At 72.8% G+C, this 18,481-nt stretch carries 13 protein-coding genes; 1 reads left to right on the top strand and 12 read right to left on the bottom strand.

The features are described 5' to 3' along the window. Positions 1 to 12: 12 nt before the first annotated feature. From hutH to OIE53_RS16720, 6 genes are read right to left on the bottom strand one after another with little or no spacing between them, the layout of a single operon-like run. Positions 13 to 1,548: a histidine ammonia-lyase gene (hutH, locus tag OIE53_RS16745; RefSeq protein WP_327022468.1), complete on the bottom strand. Its 1,536-nt coding sequence runs from the start codon at positions 1,546 to 1,548 to the stop codon at positions 13 to 15. Then, positions 1,545 to 2,792: an imidazolonepropionase gene (gene hutI, locus OIE53_RS16740; RefSeq protein WP_327022467.1), complete on the bottom strand. Its 1,248-nt coding sequence runs from the start codon at positions 2,790 to 2,792 to the stop codon at positions 1,545 to 1,547. Before hutI ends, hutH begins: the two co-directional genes overlap by 4 nt. Beyond that, the gene (locus OIE53_RS16735; RefSeq protein ID WP_327027247.1) at positions 2,789 to 4,141 is read right to left on the bottom strand and encodes a formimidoylglutamate deiminase; all 1,353 of its coding nucleotides are present in this window, start codon (positions 4,139 to 4,141) and stop codon (positions 2,789 to 2,791) included. The genes hutI and OIE53_RS16735 overlap by 4 nt, the downstream gene beginning before the upstream one ends. Further along, positions 4,138 to 5,358, bottom strand: coding sequence for an allantoate amidohydrolase (locus OIE53_RS16730; protein ID WP_327022466.1), 1,221 nt, complete (start codon positions 5,356 to 5,358; stop codon positions 4,138 to 4,140). The genes OIE53_RS16735 and OIE53_RS16730 overlap by 4 nt, the downstream gene beginning before the upstream one ends. An 11-nt stretch (positions 5,359 to 5,369) precedes the next feature. After that, complete coding sequence (gene hutU, locus OIE53_RS16725; RefSeq protein ID WP_327022465.1) at positions 5,370 to 7,013, bottom strand: urocanate hydratase; 1,644 nt, start codon at positions 7,011 to 7,013, stop codon at positions 5,370 to 5,372. Positions 7,014 to 7,026: 13 nt separating this feature from the next. Further along, the gene (locus OIE53_RS16720) at positions 7,027 to 7,875 is read right to left on the bottom strand and encodes a MurR/RpiR family transcriptional regulator (RefSeq protein WP_327022464.1); all 849 of its coding nucleotides are present in this window, start codon (positions 7,873 to 7,875) and stop codon (positions 7,027 to 7,029) included. Between the two features lie 164 nt (positions 7,876 to 8,039). On the opposite strand from OIE53_RS16720, the gene OIE53_RS16715 reads away from it, so the two are divergent. Continuing rightward, positions 8,040 to 9,962 (top strand): S1 family peptidase, encoded by a 1,923-nt coding sequence (locus OIE53_RS16715; RefSeq protein ID WP_327022463.1) that lies wholly within the window; start codon positions 8,040 to 8,042, stop codon positions 9,960 to 9,962. 82 nt (positions 9,963 to 10,044) lie between these two features. On the opposite strand, the gene OIE53_RS16710 is transcribed toward OIE53_RS16715, so the two are convergent. From OIE53_RS16710 to OIE53_RS16685, 6 genes are all read right to left on the bottom strand, one after another. After that, positions 10,045 to 12,129 carry an acyltransferase family protein gene (locus tag OIE53_RS16710; protein ID WP_327022462.1) on the bottom strand — a complete coding sequence of 695 codons (2,085 nt, stop codon included), beginning with the start codon at positions 12,127 to 12,129 and terminating at the stop codon, positions 10,045 to 10,047. Further along, entirely contained in the window at positions 12,119 to 13,420 is a 1,302-nt protein-coding gene (locus tag OIE53_RS16705; RefSeq protein WP_327022461.1) for an O-antigen ligase family protein, read from the bottom strand. The genes OIE53_RS16710 and OIE53_RS16705 overlap by 11 nt, the downstream gene beginning before the upstream one ends. A 1-nt stretch (position 13,421) precedes the next feature. Continuing rightward, positions 13,422 to 14,783 (bottom strand): lipopolysaccharide biosynthesis protein, encoded by a 1,362-nt coding sequence (locus tag OIE53_RS16700; protein ID WP_327022460.1) that lies wholly within the window; start codon positions 14,781 to 14,783, stop codon positions 13,422 to 13,424. Further along, a complete protein-coding gene (locus tag OIE53_RS16695; protein WP_327022459.1) occupies positions 14,780 to 15,844 on the bottom strand; it encodes a glycosyltransferase in 1,065 nt (354 codons plus the stop codon). Before OIE53_RS16695 ends, OIE53_RS16700 begins: the two co-directional genes overlap by 4 nt. Continuing rightward, positions 15,844 to 16,806, bottom strand: coding sequence for a glycosyltransferase family 2 protein (locus OIE53_RS16690; protein ID WP_327022458.1), 963 nt, complete (start codon positions 16,804 to 16,806; stop codon positions 15,844 to 15,846). The genes OIE53_RS16695 and OIE53_RS16690 overlap by 1 nt, the downstream gene beginning before the upstream one ends. A 115-nt stretch (positions 16,807 to 16,921) precedes the next feature. Beyond that, positions 16,922 to 18,469 carry a sugar transferase gene (locus OIE53_RS16685; RefSeq protein WP_327022457.1) on the bottom strand — a complete coding sequence of 516 codons (1,548 nt, stop codon included), beginning with the start codon at positions 18,467 to 18,469 and terminating at the stop codon, positions 16,922 to 16,924. Between the last annotated feature and the right edge of the window lie 12 nt (positions 18,470 to 18,481).

The following is an 18,481-nucleotide window of genomic DNA, read 5'->3' as shown; positions in this document are numbered from 1 at the left end:
CTCCGCAGACGGCTAGTCGAGGTCGCCGATCGCCTGCTCGATGGTGGTGCGGAGGGCGGGGGTGGCTACCACCTCGCGGGCGGCCTCCATCACCGGCGCCAGGAAGACGTCCGGGCCGGGCGGGCCGGCGATCTCGCCCAGGGCGGCGATGGCCGCCCGGCCGGCGGGCGAGGGGGTCAGCGGGGCCCGCAGTTGCAGTCCGCGTACGGCGGCCAGCAGTTCCACCGCCAGCAGGCTGGTCAGGTTGTCCAGCACGGTACGCAGCTTCTTGGCCGCCGCCCAGCCCATCGAGACATGGTCCTCCTGCATCCCACTGGTGGGCAGGGAGTCCACCGAGGCCGGTGCGGCCAGTCGACGGTTCTCCGCGACGATCCCGGCCGCGGTGTACTGGGCGATCATCAGCCCGGAGTTCACCCCGGCATCGGGGGACAGGAAGGCCGGCAGGTCACGGGAGCGGGTCACGTCCAGCAGCCGGTCCACCCGGCGCTCGGCGATCGCACCGACCTCGGCGGCGGCGATGGCCAGGAAGTCCGCGGCGAAGCCGAGCGGGGCGCCGTGGAAGTTGCCGGTCGACTCGACCCGGCCGTCCGGCAGCACCACCGGGTTGTCCACCACCGACAGCAGTTCCCGGGCAGCCACCGTACGCGCGAAGTCCAGGGTGTCCCGGGCCGCGCCGGCCACCTGCGGGGCGCACCGCATCGAGTAGGCGTCCTGCACCGCGTGGGTCACGTCGGCGCGGTGTGAGTCCATCACCGCCGAGTCCTGCAACAACCGGTGGATGTTGGCCGCGGAGAGGCCCTGCCCGGGGTGCGGGCGGATGGTGTGCAACTCCGGCAGGAAGGGCCGGTCCGAGCCGAGCATCGCCTCGATGGCCAGGGCGGCGGTCACGTCGGCCATGGTGAACAGGTGGGCCGCGTCGTGGATGGCCAGCAGCAGCATGCCGAGCATGCCGTCGGTGCCGTTGATCAGCGCCAGCCCTTCCTTGGCGGCCAGCTCGATCGGGGCCAGCCCGGCCCGGCGCAGGGCCTCGGCGGCGGGCAGCCGCTGACCCTCCGGGCCCAGCACCCAGCCCTCGCCCAGCAGCACCAGCGCGCAGTGCGCCAGGGGGGCCAGGTCACCGGAGGCGCCCAGCGAACCGTGCTCCGGCACCCAGGGGGTGATCTCGTGGTTGAGCAGGTCCACCAGGGCGGAGGCGACCAGCGGGCGGACCCCGGAGTGCCCCAGGGCCAGCGAGCGGACCCGCAGCAGCATCATCGCCCGCACCACCTCCCGGGGCATGGGTTCGCCGATGCCGGCGGCGTGCGAGCGGATCAGGGCGTGCTGCAACTCGGCGCGACGTTCGGGGGCCACGAAGGTGTTGGCCAACGCCCCGAAGCCGGTGGAGACGCCGTACACCGGACGACCGGCGGCCTCGATGCCGTCCACGATGGACCGGCTGGTGGCCATGGCCGCCAGGGTGTCCGGGTCGAGGACGACCTTGGCGGTGCCCCGGGCCACGGCTAGCACGTCGGCGGGAGAGATCCCGGTGGGCTGAATGGTCACGGTCATCGCGGTACTCCGTTGTGCAGGACCTGGCGGATCAGGGGCACCCCCGGCCGGTAGGCCAGGTGCAGGTGGGACGGGGCGTCGAGGATGATCAGGTCGGCTCGGGCGCCGGGCCGCAGCACCCCGATGTCGTCGCGGCGCAGGGCCCGCGCGCCACCGGCGGTCGCCGCCCACACCGCCTCCGCCGGGGTCATCCCCATCTCGCGTACGGCCAGCGCGATGCAGAACGGCATCGAGGAGGTGTACGAGGAACCGGGGTTGCAGTCGGTCGCCAGGGCCACGGTGACCCCGGCGTCGAGCAGGCGACGGGCGTCCGGATAAGGGGACCGGGTGGAGAACTCCGCCCCGGGCAGCAGGGTGGCCACCGTGGCGGTCTGCCCGTCGGCCCTCCTCGTCGAGGCCAGGGCCTCGATGTCGGCCTCGGTCAGGTGGGTGCAGTGGTCCACACTGGCCGCGCCGAGCTCCACCCCGAGTCGCACCCCCGGGCCGGGGCCGAGCTGGTTGGCGTGCACCCGTACGCCGAGCCCCAGAGCCTGTCCACAGGCGAGGATCGCCCGGGTGTGGTCGGCGTCGAAGGCGCCCCGCTCGCAGAACACGTCGATCCAGCGGGCGTACGGCGCGGCGGCGGTCAGCATCGGCCCGCACACCAGCCCGACGTACTCGTCGGGGCGGTCGGCGTACTCGGCCGGCACCACGTGCGCGCCCAGGAAGGTGGTCTCCTCGCTGAACTCGGCGGCGATCCGCAGGGAGCGGGCCTCGTCGGCGACGGTCAGGCCGTACCCACTCTTGATCTCGATCGTGGTGGTGCCCTGCCGCAACGCCTCGGCGTGCAGCCGGCGCACGGTGGCGCGCAGTTCCTCGTCGGAAGCGGCGCGGGTGGCACCCACCGTGGTGCGGATGCCCCCACCGGTGTACGGCTGCCCGGCCATCCGGGCGGCGAACTCGGCGGCCCGGTCCCCGGCGAAGACCAGGTGGGCGTGGCTGTCCACGAACCCGGGCAGCACCGCCGCGCCCTCGGCGTCGATCCGCCGGTCGGCGTTCGGGGCGTCGCCGGTCGGCCCTACCCAGACCACCTCGCCCTGTTCGATGAGCACGGCCGCCCGTCGCCGCAGCCCCAGCGGCCCGCCCTCACCGGTGCCGGCCACATTGGTGACCAGCTCACCGATGTTGTGGACCAGCAGGCTGCCGACGCTGTGCCGGCCTCTGTTCGCGACTGCGGGGCTCGCAAGCTCACTCCTCGCGCTCACGGTGTCACCTCCGCTATGGCGTCGGCCAGTTCCTGCGGTACGTCGACCGTCAGGTGGCGGCCGTCGCGGACCACTACCCGCCCCTCCACCACCACCTGCGTGATGTCGGCTGCCCCGGCGGCGAACCAGACCCCGGCCGGAGCCACCCCGGCGGTGCGTACGCTGTCCAGCCGTACGGTGACCAGGTCGGCGCGGTCACCGACCGCGATCCGCCCGGCGTCGGTCCAGCCCAGTGCGGCATGTCCGGCCGCACTCGCCGCCTGCATCAGCTCCGCCGGGGCGAAATGCCCCCGCTTGCGGGTCCGCAGCCGCTCGTCCAACTCGACCGCGCGGGCCTCCTCGAAGAGGTCGATCACGGCATGGCTGTCGCTGCCCAGGCTCAGCGGGGTGCCGGCGTCGGCCATCCGGCGGGCCGGGCCGATGCCGTCGGCCAGGTCCCGTTCCGTGGTCGGGCAGAGGCAGACCCCGGTCCGGCTCTCCCCGAGCAGGCTCACATCGCCGCTGGTCGGATGGGTGGCGTGCACCGCCGTGGTGGCCGGACCGAGGATCCCGTGGTCGGCCAGCAGCCCGGTCGGGGTACGCCCGTGCACCGCCCGGCAGGCGTCGTTCTCAGCCGGCTGCTCCGACAGGTGCACATGCAGCGGCGCGTCCCGCCGGTGCGCCCAACCGGCCACGGTGGCCAGCTGCTCGGCGGGTACCGCCCGCACCGAGTGGATCGCCGCCCCGAGCCGGGCGTGCTCCCCCTCGGGGGTGAAGGCGGTGACCCGGTCGGCCCAGCGCAGCGCGTCCCCGTCGCCGAAGCGCAGCTGGGCCCCGGTCAACGGCCGGCCGTCCACCGAGGCGGTCAGGTAGCAGGTGTCCAGCAGGGTCAGCCGGATCCCGGCGTGCGCCGCCGCCTCGACCAGCGCCGCGCTCATCGCGTTCGGGTCCTCGTACGGGGTGCCCCCGGGGCCGTGGTGCAGGTAGTGGAACTCCCCGACGCAGGTGATCCCGGCCAGGGCCATCTCGGCGTAGACCGCCCGGGCCAGGGCCAGGTAGGAGTCCGGGTTCAGGCGGGTGGTCACCGCGTACATCCGGTCCCGCCAGCTCCAGAAGTCGCCCCGCCCACCGTGGGTGTGCCCGCGCAGGGCCCGGTGGAAGGCGTGCGAGTGGGCGTTGGCCAGGCCGGGCAGGGTCAGCCCGGGCAGCCGTACCGCGTCGGCCAGCACGTCCACCCCGGCGTGCGGCGGGCCGCCCGGCGACAGCGGGGTGACCCCGGTGATCCGACCCTTCACGGTCTCGATCAGCACCTCCGGGGTGGGTTCGGCCTGCTCGGGCAGCCAGGCGTACTCCGCCAGCCAGCGCATCACCGACATGCCAGCTCCTGCAACACCCGGGCCAGGGCGACCACCCCGGCGGCGCAGTCGGGGTCGTCGGCCGACTCGGCGGGGGAGTGCGAGACCCCGGTGGGGTTGCGGACGAAGAGCATCGCGGTCGGCACCTGGGCCGCCAGCACCCCGGCGTCGTGGCCCGCTCCGGTGGGCAGCACCGGGGCCTCCAGCAGCCGGGCCAGCCGGTCGGTCAGCCCGTGGTCGAAGGCCACCAGGGGGGTGGCCGACTCCTCGGTCAGGGCCACCTCGGTCCCGTCGCGGCGGGCTCGCTCGACGGCCTTGGCCCGGACCGCCTCCACCAGACCGGTGAGGGTCTGCGGCTCGGCGGCGCGGGCGTCCAGCCAGCCGGTCACCCGGGAGGGGATGGCGTTGGTGGCGTTCGGCTCGACGGTCACCCGGCCCACGGTGGCGTGGGCGTCGCGCAGCCGGGCCTCCTTGTTGGCGGCCAGCACCGTGAAGGCGTACGTCAGCATGGGGTCGCGGCGGTCGGCCATCCGGGTCGTACCGGCGTGGTTTCCCTCGCCGGTGAAGTCGAAGCGCCAGCGGCCGTGCGGCCAGATGGCGCTGGCCACCCCCACCGGGGCGTCCTGCTCGACCAGGGCCCGGCCCTGCTCCACGTGCAGCTCCACGAAGGCGCCGAAGCGACCCACCAGGGCCGGGTCGGCGCCCGCCGGGCGGGCCCCCAGCGCCTCGGCGAAGCTCACCCCGGCCGCGTCCCGCAAGGCAGCCGCCCGCTCCACCTCGATCTGCCCGGTGAGCAGCCGGGACCCCAGGCAGGGTACGCCGAAGCGGGCCCCCTCCTCCTCGACGAAGGCGGCGACGACCAGCGGCCGGTCCGGGGTGACCCCGGCGGCCCGCAGCTCGTCCACGGCCAGCCAGGCGCTGACGATGCCCAGTGGCCCGTCGTAGCCCCCGCCGTGCGGCACGGAGTCGAAGTGGCTGCCGGTCAGCACGGCCTCGCTGCCGTCGGGATCCCCCCACCAGGCGAACAGGTTGCCGTTGCCGTCCTCGGCGACCGGCATGCCCCGCTGGTCGGCCTGGGCCCGGAACCACTCCCGCAGCCGCAGCTCCGGCTCGGTCAGGGCGTAGCGCAGGTAGCCCCCGCTGCGCGGGTCGCGGCCGATCGGCGCGATCTCGTCCCACAGCCTGCGGAACCTGTTAAGAAGGGGCCCTTCCTCTACCGTATGCGTTAACAAGGGGCCCTTCCTTACTCCGCCATCGGGATGCGGACGTCGGTGTGCGGGGTGGGGTAACCGGCGTCGACGTGCCGGATCACCCCCATCGCCGGGTCGTTGGTCAGCACCCGCTCGATCTTCTGCCCGGCCAGGGCGGTGCCGTCGGCCACACAGACCTGACCGGCGTGGATGGAGCGGCCGATGCCCACCCCGCCGCCGTGGTGGATGGACACCCAGGAGGCGCCGCTGGCGGTGTTGACCAGCGCGTTGAGCAGGGGCCAGTCGGCGATCGCGTCCGAGCCGTCGGCCATCGCCTCGGTCTCCCGGTAGGGGCTGGCCACACTGCCGCAGTCCAGGTGGTCCCGGCCGATCACCACGGGGGCGCTCAGCTCACCCGAGGCGACCATCTCGTTGAACCGGACCCCGGCCTTGTCGCGTTCGCCGTAGCCCAGCCAGCAGATCCGGGCCGGCAGGCCCTGGAAGGCCACCCGTTCGCCGGCCATCCGGATCCACCGGGCCAGGGACTCGTTCTCCGGGAACAGGTCCAGGATGGCCCGGTCGGTGGCGGCGATGTCGGCCGGGTCGCCGGAGAGGGCCGCCCACCGGAAGGGGCCCTTGCCCTCACAGAACAACGGCCGGATGTACGCCGGCACGAAGCCGGGGAAGTCGAAGGCCCGCTCGTACCCGCCCAGCCGGGCCTCGCCCCGGATGGAGTTGCCGTAGTCGAAGACCTCCGCACCGGCGTCGAGGAAGCCCACCATCGCCTCGACGTGCCGGGCCATCGACTCCCGGGCCCGGTCGGTGAACTCGGCCGGCTTGGCCGCCGCGTAGTCCCGCGCCTCGGCCGGTTCCACCCCCACCGGCAGGTACGACAGGGGGTCGTGGGCGCTGGTCTGGTCGGTGACGATGTCGATGGCCACCCCCCGGCGCAGCAGCTCCGGGAAGACCGTGGCGGCGTTGCCGACCACCCCGACGCTGAGCGCCCGGCGGTCCCGCTTCGCGGCCAGGACCCGCTCGACCGCGTCGTCCAGGTCGTCGGCGACCTCGTCCAGGTAGCGGTCGTGCACCCGGCGGTCCAGCCGGCTGCGGTCGACGTCCACGATCAGGCAGGCACCGCCGTTCATGGTCACCGCCAGGGGCTGGGCCCCGCCCATCCCGCCGCAGCCGCCGGTCAGGGTCAGGGTGCCGGCCAGGGTGCCCCCGAAGCGCTTCTCCGCCACGGCCGCGAAGGTCTCGTAGGTGCCCTGGAGGATGCCCTGGGTGCCGATGTAGATCCACGATCCGGCGGTCATCTGCCCGTACATGGTCAGCCCCAACTGCTCCAGGCGGCGGAACTCCGGCCAGGTGGCCCAGTCACCGACCAGGTTGGAGTTGGCCAGCAGCACCCGGGGGGCCCACTCGTGGGTGCGCATCACCCCGACCGGTCGGCCCGACTGCACCAGCATGGTCTCGTCGTCGCGCAGGTCGGTCAGGGTGTGGACCAGGGCGTGGTAGGAGGGCCAGTCCCGCGCGGCCTTCCCGGTGCCCCCGTAGACCACCAGGTCGTCCGGGCGTTCCGCGACCTCCGGGTCGAGGTTGTTCATCAGCATCCGCAGGGCGGCCTCCTGCGGCCACCCTCGGGCGGTGCGTTCCGGGCCTCGGGCGGCCCGGATAGGGCCGGGGGCTATGTGGGTCATGGTGTGTCTCCTCCTAACCGAGGAACAACTGGCGACGGGCGGCGGAGGCTTCGAAGGCCTCCAACCGCCGCTGGGTCTCGGCCGGGGCGGCGTCGCAGATCGCCTGGAGCAGCACCATGGCCAGGGTCATCGGAGCGGTGTGCAGGTCGAACACGAGCTGGGTGCCGACCGCCGCCGGCAACACCACATCGGCCAGTTCGGCGGCCGGGCTGACCGGGGAGTCGGTGATCGCGACCACGGTGAGCCCGGCGGCGCGGGCCTCCCGCAGGGCCTCCAGGGTCTCCCGGGGATAGCGGGGCAGCACCAGGGCCAGCAGGGCGCTCGCCCCGGCCTCGGCGGCCTGCTCCAGGCGGTCGGTGAGCAGGCTGCCCCCGTCGTCGAGCACCCGCACGTCCGGGTGCACCTTCGCGGCGAAGTACGCGAAGTAGGCGGCCAGGGGAGCGGCGGCCCGCAGCCCCAGCACCGGCAGGGGACGGCTGGCCGCCAGCAGCCGGCCGGTCTCGGCCAGCCGCTCCCGGTCGCTCAGCTGCTCGGCCAGCCGGTCCAGGTTGCCGATCTCGGCGCGTACCGCCTGTTGGAGTTCGTTGCCGGCGGTGGCCGGACCGGGCGCGGCGGCGGTGAGTTCGCGCAGCCGTCGCCGCAGCGCGGGATAACCGTCGTGGCCCAGGGCCACCGCGAAGCGGGTGACCGAGGGCTGGCTGACCCCGGCCAGTTCGGCTACCTCGGCGGCGGAGAGGTAGCCCACCGCGGGGGCGTGCTGCACCAGGCAGTGCGCGATGCGCCGCTGGGTCGGGGTGAGTCGGACGCCGTCGAACAGGCCGACGACCCGTTCGGTCGGCGCCTTGGTATCCCCGTCATTCACCCTTTGACTCTATGCATCAAAACTTTCAGCAGGCAAGTGGTCAACCTCATTGACCGTTCTGACCAGCGAATTCACGAGGATGAGGCGATGCGGGCCGACCGGCGGGCAGGGCTAGGTGCGGTGGCTCGGTAGGATCCGCACGGCGGTTGAGCAGAGGAGTTGCCATGCAGCCGGAAGGCCCCTACCGGTACACCCATCTGCTGGGGGGTTCACCGGTCGGCAAGGCATGGGCAGCCCTCGATCAGCAGGGCCGGTTCGTGACCGTGGCCGTCCTGGACGCTACTGTGGCCGCCGCCCCGGGCTGGCGGGAGGCCTTCGCCGGGATCGTCAACAACCTGGCCCAGGGGCCCGCCGGAACCCCCTTTGTGTACGCCGACTTCTCGGCGGCCGCCCCCTGGGTCGCGTACGGCCCGGAGGCCGGCCCGGCTGCGGAGAAGCTGTTCCGGGCGCTCGGTGTGGAGTACCAACCCGTACCCTCCTCGGCCCCGCCGCCGGTTTCCCCACCCGTCTCCGGCCCACCCCAGCCGATCTCCGGCCCCCCGCAGCCGGTCTCCGGAATGCCGCAACCTGTGTCTGGGATGCCGCAGCCGGTCTCCGGGATGCCGCAGCCGATCTCGGGGATGCCGCAACCGGTGCCCGGGATGCCGCAGCCGGTTTCCGGGGCGGCGCAGTCGGCGGGGTCGGTACCCACCCAGCCGGTCTACCCGGATCCGGTCTCGGACACCCCGGCCTCGCCCGGCTTCGGCCCGGCCCCGGACGACCCGCTGCGGCACGACCCCTTCAGCTCTCCGGCCCGGCGGATCCAACCCTCCACCGCGCCGAAACGGCAGGGTGGCCTGTGGGTGGCGATCGCCGCGCTGCTGCTGGTCGCCGCCGTCGGTGGGGGTGCCGGCATCTGGGCCATCTCGGCCAGTGACGGACAGAACCCGCCGGCGGTCACCGCGCCTACCGCGCCCCCGCCCCCACCGGGGCTCAAGCCCTGGGCCGAGGCCGCGCCGCGCAGCCCGCAGGAGCACGCCCTGGCCAAGGTGGCACCCGCGATGGTCTTCCTGGAGGCCATCTACACCGGGTACGTCCGCAACAAGCAGGACGGTGCCCTGCTGCACCCCGATCCCTTCACCTTCAGCCGCCGCTGCACCGGGGTGGTGGTCAACCACGACGGGCATCTGCTCACCAACGGGCAGTGCGTCGCCCCCACCTCGGAGATCCTGCTCGAACACGCGCTCGGCTCGCTGGCCGACACCCTGGTGGCCCGGGGCACCCTCAAGGCCGGGGAGGTCGGCGGCTACGTCAAGGGTCGACTGGCCAGCAGTGCCTTCACCGGCCCCGAGCGGGACACCGACCCCGCGGTCGTGCTGCACGGCCAGATGAACGTGGCCAAGGGTGACCTCAAGGCCAGCCCGGCGATCCCCGGCACGGTCGTCAAGGTGCTCCCCCTGGAGGAGGGCAACCTGGCCCTGGTCAAGCTCGACCAGGCCAACCTGCCCACCGCCGAACTGAACACCTCCGCCACGATCGCCCCGGGAACGGCACTGAACGTCCTCGGCTACGCCACCACCGATGCGGAGTACCGCTCCGCCACCTACACGGTGAGCACCAAGGCCGCCGAGGTGACCGAAGTGGACCCGGAGACCTCCTTCTACCGGGTCAGTGAGGATGTCGGCGCCTACTCCCGGGGCGGCATCGCGATCGACCCCCAGGGCCAGGTGGTTGGGATGCTGGACAACGACCTGCTGGCCCCCAAGCGACCCAACCGCCTCGTGGTACCGGTGGCCCGGCTGACCGGGCTGCTGGACTCCGCCGACGTCGACAACAAACTCGGCGAGACGGACGCTCTCTACCGCAGCGCCCTCGAGGCGTACTTCACCGGGGACGAGGGGAAGGCCGCCGCACAGTTCGCCCAGGTCGTCGAGCAGGCCCCCGCGAACGCCCTGGCCCTGGCGTACCGCGACACGGCGGTCGCCTTCGGCGGTAAGCCGGAACCGGACCGGCCCGCCTGGGCGGTGCCGGTGCTCATCGGTGCGGGTGTCGCCCTGGTCGCCGGGCTCGGCGTGCTGCTCTGGTCTCGGCTCCGCCGGACCAGGTAGTCGCCGGTAGCTGCTGGCCGGGTGGTCGTCAGCCGGCGGCGCGGCTACCGGCACGCCGGTGCTGGCCAGCCTGGCGTGCGGGTCAGTCCGAGGGGCCGCGTAGGACCGGGGTCAGGGCCTCGTCGAACATCGGGGCCAGCTTGCGGGCGTACTCGGCCGTGACATGGTTGCCGTCGCGGCGGACGATGACCCCTCCGACGAAGATCGGGCACTGTCCGCCCTGGCAGAACCAGTCCGTGGTGGCCACGTGCCAGGCCCGCTTACCACTCCAGACCCGTCCGTCCACCTCGGCGTAGGAACGGTACTCGTCGCCCAGTTGGGAGACGCAGTCCTGCGGGGCGGAGAAGCGGGTGATGCAGCTCTTCGGATCCGGGCCCAGGGGCGGGGGTTGCAGGGCGACGATCTTCCCGGCGGGGGCCAGCCAGTTCTCCCGGGCGGTGCGGGCGGCCCGCTCCCATTCGGCCAGCGCCGACCGGCCGCCGGTGTCGGTGAACCGCTGACGGTAGGCGTTGCTGACGATCACCAGGTCCGGCCGGTTCTCCTCGATGATGCGCCGGACGATCTGCTGGTGACCGGGACAGGACCGGGTGATGGAGTTGATCGGCGAGGTCGTGCCCGAGGCCAGGAAGGGGCAGCCGGCGTAGGTCAGGTCCCGTACCGCCCAGCCCTGGGGCTCCAGGACCCCGCGGACCAGCGGCAGCCAGGCGGTGGCGATGGAGTCCCCGACGACCACGGCCAGCCGGGCGGGGCGGGGTGACCCGATGACGCAGTCGTTGCCGTCCGGGATCGCCGGCCGGCAACCCTGCCCGTGCCCCTGAGTGAAGCCTCGGCGGCCCAGTTCACCGGGGGCCGGGGTCAACACCGGCCAGTCCTTGGCCGCCAGCGCCGTACCGATCTGGGCGCTCAGGTCGCTCTGTGAGGTGACCGCCGCCGTCTCGGCCGGGGCCTGCGGCGGCGGGATCAGCACCGCCACCGTGGCCGCCACCACCGTGGTGGCCACCGCCGCCACGGTGGCGTACCGGCTGATCCGGGCGACCCTGCTCTCCGGCGGCCGCCCCGGCGCGCGCGGCTCCAACCAGGAGGATCGACGGATCGGATCCTCCACCAGGTGGTAGCTGAGCATCGAGAGCAGCACCGTGCCGACCAGGGTGAGCACCACCACGGTGGGTCCACTGTCGGGCAACGCCGCGCCGAGCAGGATCAGCAGCGGGAAGTGCCACAGGTAGAGCGAGTACGAGATGTCGCCGAGGTACCGGACCGGCCGGTTGGTCAGGGGCAGCATCAGATGCTGCCCGCCGACCCCTCCGGCGATGACCAGGGCGGTCGAGATCACCGCCAGGAAGGCCCCGGGCACCGGGAAGGGGGACTGGGCGGTGATGGCCAGCACCGAGACCAGCAGACCGATCAGACCCGCCCACTGGTACGCCGGACGGGCCGGAGCCGGTATCCGGGCCAACAGGGGTGCCGCCAGGGCCAGCAGGGCACCCACCCCCAGCTCCCAGGCCCGGGAGAAGGTCGAGAAGTAGGCGACCGTGGGGCGATGGCCGACCTCCCAGAGGGCGAACAGGATGGACCCCGCCACGACCACACCGAGGACCAGACCCACCGCCCATCGGGCGCTGCCGCCGTACCGGCCCCGCCGGGCGGCCAGGCTCAGCACGACCACCAGCAGCACCGGCCAGACCAGGTAGAACTGCTCCTCGACGGCCAGGGACCAGTAGTGCTGCAACGGGGAGACCGGGCCGTCGGTCTGCCAGTAGTCCGTGCCGGTGAAGGCGAACCGCCAGTTGGCACCGAACAGGGCGGCCCACAGGGTGTCCCAGGCCGTCGATCGGGCCCGATCCCCGAGGAAGAGCAGCGACGACGCCAGGTAGGTGATCACCAGCACCAGGATCGCCAGCGGCAGGATGCGTCGGGCCCGGCGGCGGTAGAAGTCCGCGAAGGAGATCCGGCCCCGCCGGTCGTACTCGGTGAGCAGCAGGCCGGTGATCAGGAAGCCGGAGATGACGAAGAAGACGTCGACCCCGACGAATCCGCCCGCCGGCCAGCCGAGGACATGGTCGAGGATGACCACCACGACGGCGAAGGCGCGCAGGCCCTGGATGTCCGGGCGGAACCCGAGACCCGGGGGCGGCGGTCGCCGGACGGTGGCCTGGTCAACCGGCATCGTGCGGGAGCCTGACGACATCACCGGTGGTCGCCGAGGCCGCCACCGGGTTGCCATCGGTCGATCCTAGCGTGCACGCGGTAACCACCAGCAGAGCGAAGATCCAGGTCAGCCCGTCGGCCGAGAGGGGGTTCCAGACCACCTCGGTGAAGGAGTAAATGATGAACAGGCCCACCGGCGCCTTGGCGGAGAAGGCCCGGCCGTCGACCACCGGTGCCCGCAGCAGGGTGGCGATCAGCAGGCCCCACAGGGTCAACGCGATGAACCCTCCGGAGAAGATGGCCAGCACATAGCCGGAGTGGAAGAAGTGGTGCGGGGCATCGCCCTGATCCCGCAGCAGGTACCACTTCGAGACGCCGACCCCGGTGGCCTCCGAACCCGCTATGTACTCCCGGGCGTGTATCCAGATGTTGCCCCGGTTGCTCAGGGTGTTCTTCGCCGCACTCCAGGTCAGATAGGTGGCTGTCGCCAGCGCCCCGATGACCACTGACACGCAGAGGGCGAAGTTGATCTGCTGGTACGGCCTACGCCACTCCAGCAGCATGGCCCCGAGCACCCAGCAGGCCACCGCGGCCAGGGCCAGGTAGCTGGTCCGGGAGCCGGTGGCCACGATGACCAGCAGACCGAAGGCCACCACCGCCCACCGTTGCGCCCCCCGCAGCGCGCAGACCGCGGCCACCAGGGTGAAGGAGGTGATCAGGGCGATGTAGTTCTCGGAGTCGTAGAAGCTCTTGAACAGCCCACCCGCCAGCGAACACTTCTCCAGTTGCCCGCCGGTGCAGGCCCGCCAGGCCTGTCCGTAGAAGGCGGTCGGGATGGTCAGCAGGGACAGCACGGCCAGCCCGGTGTAGGCCATCGCGGCCAGGCTGATCGGGGCACCGGCCGCCAGCAACCACACCGCCACCAGCAGCAGACCCGCGGCGGCGTACGCCGGCATCCGCGACCCGTACACCCCCTCGCCGGTGAGCAGGTCTACCGCGACGCACCAGAGGAGCAGGGCGGCGGCCAGGCACAGGCAGATCCGACGCCAGATGTCCGCGGGACCGGCCAGACCCCCACGGCGTACGAAGAACAACCAGGCGACCAGGGCGAACACCAGCAGGCCGATGAGCGCGGAGGAGTTGTCCCCGGCGAGGACCGGCGCGGCGTTGGCCAGGACGGAGAATCCGATCAGCCCGATCGCGATCCTCCCACCGCCGAAGGCGGCGGCCACCGTCCGGCGTTGGTGGATCAGCCACCCGGCTACCGCGACACCTCCCGCAGTCAGCAGGACACCGAAGAGTGTGGTCACCTCAGACCCTTTCCATGGAACGTGGCTGTGCGGGTGCGTCGCCCGGGTCGCGGCGGGCGGCGGCGGCCAGGCTTCCCCAGAGCAGTACGGCCAGCAGCGCGTCGCAGAACAGGCTGGAGGCGATGGCCCCCTGCCAACCGTAGGCCGGGATGAGCCACAGGTTGAGTAGCACGTTGAGCACCCCGATGCCGATCTGGCAGACCGTCCGCCGGCCCTGCATCCGGGCACCGGAGAGCGCGTCGGCGGCCAGGTAGTGCAGCGACTTGAGCACCAGCAGGGCGCTTAGCCCCTGCAGGGCCGGTATGGCCGCCTCGAAGTCGGCCCCGAACACCAGCGGCATCATCCAGGCGAAGGCCACCAGCAGCAGGCTCACCGGCACACTGAAGGCCAGGAAGCGTGGCAGCAGGCCACGGGCCATCCGCATGGCCTGGCGGGGACCGTGCCGTCCCGCCTCGAAGAACCGGGGGTAGGCGATCGCGCTCATCGACCGGGCCGGGGTGTACGCGAGGTCGACCACCCGGTAGGCCGCGGCGTAGATGGCGGCGCCCTCCGGGGTGCCGAGCCGGGACAACATGACCTTGTCGACATCGTTGTAGATCGACTGGGCCGCCAGCCCCACGGCGAAGAGCATCCCGGTGCGGGCCTGCCGGACCGCGCCCCGGAGACCGATCCCGCCCCGGCCGCCACCGAGCAGGCCACCGGCGATCACGGGCAGGCAGACCAGGGTGGACAGCACCGCCGAGGTCACCGCCCAGTCGTGCAGGGTGACCGGCCCGTCGGCGGCGGCCAGCACGACCGCACCGGCCAACCGGCAGAGGTGCAGCAGGGCGGGGATCAACGCGGCGAGCATGATCCGACCACGGACCTGGATGGACGCCGCCACGGCCTCGATGAGTCGCCAGGCCACCAGGTCGGCGAAGGCCAGACAGAGCAGGTCGACCAGCGGGACGTCCGCACCCCAGATGGCCAGGCCGGCGGCGGTCACCAGCACGGTGGCGGCGGTGCCGAAGACGGTGGAGAGGAACAGCCCGCGGACGAGGTGCCGGAGCCAGTCGCCCGGGGCGTCCGCGTAGTTCTGCATGATCAGGCTGGGTGCCCCGGCCGACGCGAAGGGCGAGATCACCGCGATCAGGGCGGTGACCCCGACGAACAGGCCGTAGGTGCTGAGCGGCATCTCCCGCGCCAGCAGCACGAACAGCGCCCCCTGAGCCAGGGTGCGCAGCAGGGTGCCGGCGAAGAACTTGCCGGACTTGCGGAGGAAGCCGTCACCGCGCCCGACACCGGCCGACGAGCCGCCACCCGGCTGCTGCGGATCCGGCTGCTCGGTCACCGGCCGCTCGGGGCCGCCGGGGACCGCCGTCATGTCAAGGCCTCCACCCATCGGGCGCTGACCGTGGCCGGGTCGAGTTCGGTGCAGCGGGCGTGCCAGGCCTTCTCGAAGTCCGCCACCCCGGGGCGCCCCTCGCCGGTCAGGGTAACGATCGCCTGGGCCAGGGCCGCCGGGGAGGTGTCCGCTGCCAGGGCGCCCGGTACGAAGGTCGGGATCATCTCGTCCAGGGCGGGAACCGGCAGGGCGGCCACCGGCAGACCGGCCTCGGCAGCCTCCACGAGACTGAAGCCGAAGGTCTCGGCCCGGGAGGGGTGCACCAGCACGTCGGACTCCGCCAGCAGCCGGGCCACCCCGGGCACCCGGCCCAGGAAGGTCACCCGGTCGGTGAGCCCCAACTGGCGGGTCCGCTCGTGCAGCAGGTCCCGCTCCTCGCCGTTCCCGGCCAGGGTCAGGTGATGGTTCGGCGGCAGCAGGGCCAGCGCCTCCAGCGCGCAGGAGTGGTTCTTGTACGGGCGGAAGGCCGCCGTGGTGAGCAGTCTGATCCGCTGCCGGTCGGCCACCGGACGCGGGGCTACGAAGGCCCTGGGCGGCATCGGGTTGGTGATCGTCACCACCGGCTGGCCGGGGGCGAGTCCCCGGACGGTGCGGGCCACCCCCTCGGAGACGGCCACGACCAGGCTGGGGCGCAGCCCGCGAACCCGGGCCAGCCGGGCCAGGGTGCGGACCCGGCGGTCGATGCGCAGCCGCTCCGGCAGCAGCGAATGCTCCCAGGCGACGTAGTCCCGGCCGGTGCCGGCCAGGGCGGTGCCGACCGGCACGCTGCCCCACAGCCCGCTGGCCACGATCCGTACCTCCGCCGGCAGCCGGTGCAGTCGGCGTCGCAGCGGCGGCACCGCCTCCGCCAGCCGGGTGATCCGAGTGCCCAGCCCCAGGGTGTCGATGGCCAGGTCACCCAGGGTGGGCGGGACCTTTCCGGACAGCACCGTAGCGGAGACCTCGACCCCCTGGTCGTGCAGACCCCGCAGGAGCAGCGCCGCGGCCAGTTCCATGCCGTACAGCGGATCCAACTGGGGGAGTACGAAGTGCAGCCGCATCAGCGGCCCCCACCCGTGGGCAGGGCACCGTTGTCACCGGTGCTGCGGGAGCCGCGCATCGCCACCCGCTCAAGAGCCGACCGGGGCACCAGCCCCAGGGCCGCCAGGACGGCGTTGCGGGCCGAGGGGGCCCGGTTGCGGCGGATGGCGCGCACCATCTCGCGTACCCCCTCGCGGTCGCGGGCCTGCACGGCGTAGCGCAGGGTCTGGGCGGCGATGAAGTCGGAGAAGGTCTCCGGGGCCCACACCCCCTCCCAGCGCCGGGCCCAGTCCCAGGAGGTACGCCAGTCGGCCCCGGCCGAGATCGATCCCGGGCTGCCGACGGTGTAGACCGCGGTGGCCTGCTCGATCTGCACGATCTTCGCTCGCGGCAGCCGCGCCGCCCGCACCAGCCAGTCCCAGTCCTGGTGCCGGGGCAGGGACTCGTCCCACGGGCACTGCCGGGCCAGTTCGGCCGTGGTCAGCAGGGTCGAGGTGGGCAGGGACTGCCGACCCACCCCGAGGTGCCGTCGACGGAAGAGGTAGTCCTCCGGCAGGGTGCCCTCGGTGATCAGGGCGGTCGGTACGGGGGTCGGCAGCGCGGCGCCCCCCGCCTTGCGTTGCAGGGTGCGGGAGGAGACCACCGGCAGCCAGCCCTGGCCGGCCAGGCCTTCCAGGACGGGCAGTTGGGCGGCGAGCTTGCCGGGCAGCCAGGCGTCGTCGTCGTCCAGGAAGGCGATGTGGCTGCCCGGGGCGGCGTGGCGTACCCCCAGGTTGCGGGCGTACGAGCCGCGCCGTCCCCCGCCGGTGCAGACGATCTCGTCGATCTGGTCCCGCAGTCGGGCGACGCCGGGCGGCACCTCGGCCAGGTCACACACGACGACCACGTGTACGGACACGCCCTGCTGGTCGCGGGCGGTGGCGACCGCCTCCGCGAGGCTGGGCCGGCCCGTGGTCGGGATGACTACCGAAACATCCGGCATCGGTTACTCCAAGCAGTTCGGCTGAGGGGTTCCCCGGGCTAGCCGGCGGTGGGGGAACGGCGGTGAGGGGCGGTGCCGGCGGAACCGGTCCGGTGACGGACCTGGCGCAGGTCGCTCAGCGACCACCACCACGGAACACCTCGGCCACGGTCCGCAGGAGCACCTTGGCGTCCAGCCACAGTGACCAGTTCTCGATGTAGTAGTTGTCGAACCGGGCCCGATCGGAGATCGGGGTGTCCCCGCGCAGGCCGCTGACCTGGGCCAGCCCGGTCAGCCCTACCGGCACCCGGTGCCGCATGGCGTAGCTCGGGTACTCGGCGGAGAACTTCTCGACGAAGTACGGCCGCTCGGGGCGGGGGCCGACCACACTCATGTCGCCCCGCAGGATGTTCCACAGTTGGGGCAGCTCGTCCAGGGAGGTTCGGCGCAGGAAACGACCGATGGGCGACACCCGCCGGTCGTGCGCGATGGACCAGTTGGTCTGGGACTCGTGCTCGTTGACCGGGCGCATGGTGCGGAACTTGATGATGTGGAAGGGCTTGCCGTGCCGGCCGATGCGCTCCTGCCGGAAGAAGATGCCCCGGCCCCCGTCCAGGAAGGCCAGCCCCGCGCAGAGCAGCAGGATCGGGCTGAGCAGCAGCAGGGCCAGCGCGGCGAAGACCACGTCGGAGGCCCGCTTGAGGGCCCAGTGCGGCCCGGACAGGGTGGTGTCCCCGACCTTGACGATCGGGATGGCGCCGATGTGGTCGCCGTGCGACCTGGAGCCCCAGAGCCGGGGGGCGGCCCACAGGTCGCAGGTGGCGACCTTCGGCTGGCGGAGGATCTCCATCAGCACCAGTTCGGGGCACTCCGGGTCGGCGATGATCAGCACATCGCACTCGCTCAGCCGGACCAGGTGTTCGAGCTGGTCCAGGGGACCGATCAGGGGAGTGGTGGCCGAGGCCGTCGGCGGGGGAGTGTCCACATGCCCGACGAACCGCAGCCCGTACCGGGGATAGCGGCGCAGCAGCCGGGCCAGTTCCACCGCGGTCGGACCGCTGCCGATGATGATGGCGTTGTGTTCCACCCACCGTTGCCGCCGGGCCAGGGTGGCGATCTCCCGGGTCAGCAGGCGACCGGCGAGCACCAGGATGGCGGCGATGGCCAGGCCGCGGATGAACTCGACCAGGTACTCCGCGGAGTCGTGACGCAGGGCGGCGATGATGACCACGATGGCGGAGGAGGCCAGCAGTCGGCCGCAGAGGCTGGGCAGCTCATCGAGGATGCTCACGTGCCGACGGGCCTGATAGAGCCCGCCGGCGGCGAAGACGGCCACCGTCAGGACCGTCATGACCAGGGTGCCGCGCCAGTACCGTTGATCCAGCAGCAGGGGGGAGAGCAGGGCGGCCACATCGACCGGCGCGGTCAACATCCAGGCGCGCAGCCCCCGGGTACGGGTGGAGGTGCGGGAACCGGGGTAGGGCAGGACCGCGGTGGCGTCCAGCCCCGGGCGGGTGTCCTCGCCGCCCGTCGGGGTGGACTCCGCCCCGGCGGTGGTCTGTGGGTTCGGAGGTTCCGCCTCCTCCTCGGACTCCGCTGACCGGGAACGCTGCGTCGGAGCCGATACCTCACCCTCGTCGGGCGCGTTGGTGGCCGGGTAACCCATGACAGGTTGCCTCGACATGTGTGGATCCTC

Source organism: Micromonospora sp. NBC_01739, from assembly GCF_035920385.1.
Lineage (GTDB): Bacteria > Actinomycetota > Actinomycetes > Mycobacteriales > Micromonosporaceae > Micromonospora.
Note: the sequence above shows the minus strand (reverse complement) of the source record. Positions and strands in the feature narration are given on the sequence as shown.

What these genes read in the sequence shown, in the direction of transcription:
- hutH (WP_327022468.1), bottom strand. Translation starts at nt 1,548, where the DNA reads ATGACCGTGACCATTCAGCCCACCGGGATCTCTCCCGCCGACGTGCTA.
- OIE53_RS16695 (WP_327022459.1), bottom strand. Translation starts at nt 15,844, where the DNA reads ATGCGGCTGCACTTCGTACTCCCCCAGTTGGATCCGCTGTACGGCATG.
- OIE53_RS16690 (WP_327022458.1), bottom strand. Translation starts at nt 16,806, where the DNA reads ATGCCGGATGTTTCGGTAGTCATCCCGACCACGGGCCGGCCCAGCCTC.
- OIE53_RS16700 (WP_327022460.1), bottom strand. Translation starts at nt 14,783, where the DNA reads ATGACGGCGGTCCCCGGCGGCCCCGAGCGGCCGGTGACCGAGCAGCCG.
- OIE53_RS16715 (WP_327022463.1), top strand. Translation starts at nt 8,040, where the DNA reads ATGCAGCCGGAAGGCCCCTACCGGTACACCCATCTGCTGGGGGGTTCA.
- OIE53_RS16710 (WP_327022462.1), bottom strand. Translation starts at nt 12,129, where the DNA reads ATGCCGGTTGACCAGGCCACCGTCCGGCGACCGCCGCCCCCGGGTCTC.
- OIE53_RS16685 (WP_327022457.1), bottom strand. Translation starts at nt 18,469, where the DNA reads ATGTCGAGGCAACCTGTCATGGGTTACCCGGCCACCAACGCGCCCGAC.
- hutU (WP_327022465.1), bottom strand. Translation starts at nt 7,013, where the DNA reads ATGACCCACATAGCCCCCGGCCCTATCCGGGCCGCCCGAGGCCCGGAA.